This is a genomic window from Vicinamibacteria bacterium, from assembly GCA_035620555.1.
In the GTDB taxonomy this organism is placed as follows: Bacteria; Acidobacteriota; Vicinamibacteria; order Marinacidobacterales; family SMYC01; genus DASPGQ01.
The window spans coordinates 1-4175 of sequence record DASPGQ010000647.1; the positions used below are offsets into that span (position 1 = coordinate 1).

Annotated in this window: 5 protein-coding genes; 2 read left to right on the forward strand and 3 right to left on the reverse strand. The window is 63.3% G+C overall.

The features are described 5' to 3' along the window. Positions 1-972 (forward strand): sulfatase-like hydrolase/transferase (locus tag VEK15_26360; GenBank protein HXV64252.1); only part of this gene is annotated, 972 nt, incomplete at its 5' end. Here the strand turns inward: VEK15_26360 and VEK15_26365 are convergent. Then, positions 944-1609, reverse strand: a complete 666-nt coding sequence (locus VEK15_26365) for a hypothetical protein (GenBank protein ID HXV64253.1) — start codon at positions 1607-1609, stop codon at positions 944-946. The genes VEK15_26360 and VEK15_26365 overlap by 29 nt on opposite strands. A gap of 313 nt (positions 1610-1922) precedes the next feature. On the opposite strand from VEK15_26365, the gene VEK15_26370 reads away from it, so the two are divergent. Further along, positions 1923-2987 carry a 3-isopropylmalate dehydrogenase gene (locus VEK15_26370; protein HXV64254.1) on the forward strand — a complete coding sequence of 355 codons (1065 nt, stop codon included), beginning with the start codon at positions 1923-1925 and terminating at the stop codon, positions 2985-2987. Here VEK15_26370 and VEK15_26375 read toward each other — a convergent pair. Beyond that, complete coding sequence (locus tag VEK15_26375; GenBank protein HXV64255.1) at positions 2984-3649, reverse strand: polyphosphate polymerase domain-containing protein; 666 nt, start codon at positions 3647-3649, stop codon at positions 2984-2986. The genes VEK15_26370 and VEK15_26375 overlap by 4 nt on opposite strands. 49 nt (positions 3650-3698) lie before the next feature. Then, positions 3699-4175, reverse strand: a 477-nt coding sequence (locus VEK15_26380; GenBank protein HXV64256.1) for a DUF4956 domain-containing protein, incomplete at its 5' end; no start/stop codon positions are given.

The window sequence follows — 4175 nt, forward strand, 5'->3', positions numbered from 1 at the left end:
CGGACGGAACAGATCACGCGCGTCGGAGAAGCTTTCCTCGCCCGCGAGGGTGACGAACGCCCGTTCTTCTTGTGGCTTCACTACGTCAACCCGCACACGCCCTACGATCCCCCGGACGAGCTTCTCGATCGCTTCCGTGACGACGGGATCGTGCCTCGTGGGCCCGAGCTCGAGCCGGTCGTCGGATACCACGGCGGTGTGAACCGCCACGAGTTCATCCACGGCGCCCGCTGGGGAGACTACGTCGACCGGTACGACGCCGAGATCCTGCTCGCCGACTCGCACGTCGGTCGCGTTCTCGAGGCCCTCGCCTCGAGCGTTCACCCGGGGACCACGCTGGTCGTCTTCACGTCGGATCACGGGGAGAGCCTCGGGGAGCACGACTACTTCTTCGATCACGGCCACGACCTCTTCAACCCTTCGCTTCGGATACCGCTCATCGTCTCGTTCCCCGGTTTCCTGCCTTCCGCCGAGCGCGTCGCCGCGGCCGTATCGACCCTGGACATCTATCCGACGATTCTCGACCTCGCCCAGGTCAACTTTCCCCCGGGACTCGAGGGCCGCTCGGTGCTTCCCCTCGTACGGGGCACGGACACGCGCCTGCACGACCAGCTGTTCTTTCAGAACGATCGACACCTCACCGCGATCAGCAATGGCCGCCTGAAGCTCGTCCACTACCCCGCACTCCAGTTTCCCGAGCGGTGCGAGCTCTACGATATGTATCGCGATCCGGCAGAAGAGGCCGACCGCTATCGGGAAGCCGGGACGCGGCTCGCCCCCCTCGTGGCCGAGCTCGGAAGCTTCCACACCCGCACAGTCGCCTGGCAGCAAGCGACCTCGGCGAGAAGGAACCCCGCCGTCGAGGATACCGAGTTACCGGCGTCGACCCGCGACAGTCTGATCGAGCTCGGTTACGTCGAAGAGCCCGATCCCCGCGAGGAGATCACGCCTTCTGCTCTTCGATGCCCGTGATGATCCAGCGCGAGATCGGGGTGATGTTCCGCTCCGAGTCGACGAGCTCGTAGCGTTTCAGCACCAGCCGATAGGACTTGCCGTTGATGTTCAACTGCAGCTCTTTGCCTTTCACTTCGCCGGCATACCGTTCGTTGACGGCCGTGTTCAGCGACAGCGTCGCCGCCTCGCGCAGCTGTTTCATTTCTTCACGCAGCTTTTCCAGCGCCTTCTCTAGCTCGTCCTGCGCCGCGAGACGGGTGTCGAGCTCGCTCTTGAACTCGGCTAGCTTTCCCTCGAGCTCGGCGTCGGGATTGTTCTCGGTGCGCTTGCGATACTCCTGGTAGACCTCGAGGTTGGCCTCCAAGAAAGTCTGGTCGGCGCTCTTCTTCGTTTCGACCTCATCCTCGAGCTCGAGGAATTTCTTGTGCATCGTGTCGAGGGGGAACGGCTCGGCGAATTCCGGGCCCACCTCGACGATCTCCCAGGAGCTCACCTCGTCGGGAAACTCGACGACCGACACACGAGCCGCGGCGTCGGCATCCCCGCCCTGTACGGCGTCGAAGAACGTTTTCACGATCGTCCGCTCACCCCCACCGCACGAGAGGACGATCGACGCCGCGCCCAGGGAGACCGCTAGAATTCGGCCGATTCGCATGGTTCCACTCCTTTCCGAGGCGATTCTCGAACAAACCGGGCTGTCGGCATCTCTCGCTGCTACATCGCGGGGCCGGGCCGGATATCGAAGTGGTGCTGGCTCTGGAGCTATTCTGGCACGCGCCGAAAGCTCGGCAACTACTCTCGCAGGACCATCCTATTCGCGTCGACTCCGGGTTGCAACCCGGCTTGCGATCGTTCATCGTCGAGCCCCGCCCGCGACGCACGTTTCGCGCAGCCCTGTAGCTGGTGCGTCCGTCGGTCGTTGCCGGAACGATGCTGTGCTATCTTCACGCGGCATTCGCGGAGGTTCAATGCAGACTCGAAGAATCGCAGTCATTCCCGGTGACGGGATCGGCATCGACGTCACGAAGGAAGCGCTCGCCGTCATCCAGACCGTATGCGCTGTTACCGGTGAGGTCGTCGAAACGAAGGAGTTCGACTTCGGTGCCGAACGGTATCTGGCAAGCGGGGTATCTCTGCCAGACGGAACCCACGACATGTTTCGCAAGGACTTCGACGCGATCTTCATGGGCGCCCTCGGAGATCCGCGCGTACCCGACATGGCACACGCCCGCGACATCCTTCTCGGAACTCGTTTCGCTCTCGATCTCTACGCGAATCAGAGACCCATTCGACTCCTCCACGACGATCTCTGTCCTCTTGCGGGACGGGGTCGACGCGACGTCGACTTCGTCGTGTTTCGCGAGAATACCGAAGGCCTCTACGTGGGGATGGGCGGGATATTCAAGAAGGGCACTGCCGACGAGATCGCCACTCAGGAAGACGTCAACACCCGAAAGGGCGTCGAGCGAATCATCGAGCACGCCTTTCGCTACGCGCGAGATAACGGCCGCTCCAAAGTGACGATGAGCGACAAGTCGAACGCGCTACGATTCGGACACGACCTCTGGCAGCGCGTGTTCGCCGAGGTTTCCGAACGATATCCCGATATCGAGTCGAACCATCTGTACATCGACGCTCTCGCGCTGCAGATGGTCAAGAACCCGGCTCAGTTCGACGTCATCGTAACCTGCAACATGTTCGGCGACATCATTACCGACCTCGGAGCCGCCCTCCAGGGGGGACTCGGAATGGCGGCCTCGGGTAACATCAACCCCGACGGAGTCTCGATGTTCGAGCCGGTACATGGATCGGCCCCAAAGTACGCGGGAAAGAACGTCGCGAACCCCTTCGGCGCGATCCTGTCGGCGCAATTGATGCTCGAGCACCTCGGCCTTGCGAAAGCCGGCGCGCTCATCGAGAAGGCCGTTGTCGGCTGCATCGAAGGGGGAGAAACGCCTCGAGAGCTCGGCGGCTCGCTCGGGACCCGCGAGGTGGGCGCCGCCGTCTGTCGGCGCATCGAAGAGCTCGCTTAACGGCTCAGGCCCAGCTGCTCGCAGCCCACCACGTATTTCGACGACCGCGTCACCGCGACTCGGAGCGGGTGCAGCAGCGGAGCGATCTCGACGCTGCCGCCGACGGGCGCTTTGACCTCGAGGATGACCGTGCGGGGAACGTGGACCCCAAAACGGCACCGCGGCCGAAGCGCGCCGAGCTGCTCGAACCAGCCGAGGTCGAAATCGAGTGTGACGCGGAGGCCGCCGGGCCCCTCGTAGTACTCCCGGGTATATTCGCAGATGAGGATTGGATGGTCCTGGGACGCCAGGAGCTCGCCCTCCGGCGGCTCCAAGAGCGCCCGCAGCTCCGCGAGAACGTCCCGATACCGAAGCGACGAGAGGGGCGTGTCCGAGCCGATGGCGACACGCCGTTTGGAGACGAGATCGAACTCCCTCTCCTTGACCTCGAAAAACAGAGAGTGTTCATTGGAGTTGTACCAGCGCAATCGAAGCTTGCGGCGGGCACCCACTCCTTCCACGCTGTCGTGAAAAGCTCGCAGTGCGGCGTCGTCGAAGTAGAGGCTCCGGATGATCGAAGGTGCGTTGCCGAAGAGAGCCCGGCGGAAGTTGGTGCGGAGAATCGATCGCAGCTTTCCCAGGTCCGTCGCCCGAAAGACGAACTTCACCTCGCGCCTCGGCACCGCGCCTCCTGCGCCATCCGGCGGAGAGGCGATTCGAAACCGACGGGGCTCAGGACCCACCGAGGGCCTCTTCGACGGGCCGAATGGAGACCCTCGCGTACGGAATTTGGGCGAACACCCGGGACATCAGAACCGAGAACTCTCGGCTGCCCCGAAGCTCGAGATGGGCGGTGAGCGCGACGACTCCGTTTTCCGACTGTCGGCTCTCTAATGTTCCCGCCGCGACGACGTCTCGCGCCCGATCCTCGAACGCATCATCGTCTCGGGCAGAGGCTACCAGCCGGAAGCAGCGGGTTTTGCGCCCGGCGTCGAGGCTCCCGACCGTGCTCAGCAACAGACAAACGAACGTTCCCATGACGGCAATCGAACGCTGGCCCGTGCCGAGCGAAAGCCCTATTGCGAGCAGGAATAGCAGATGCACGAGCTGCTCGCCGGTCCTGATCGGTGAGCGGAATCGAATGATGGACAGGGCGCCCAGCAGTCCCAGGGCCAGGGGCACGGAGGAGTGGACGACCTTGAACATCAA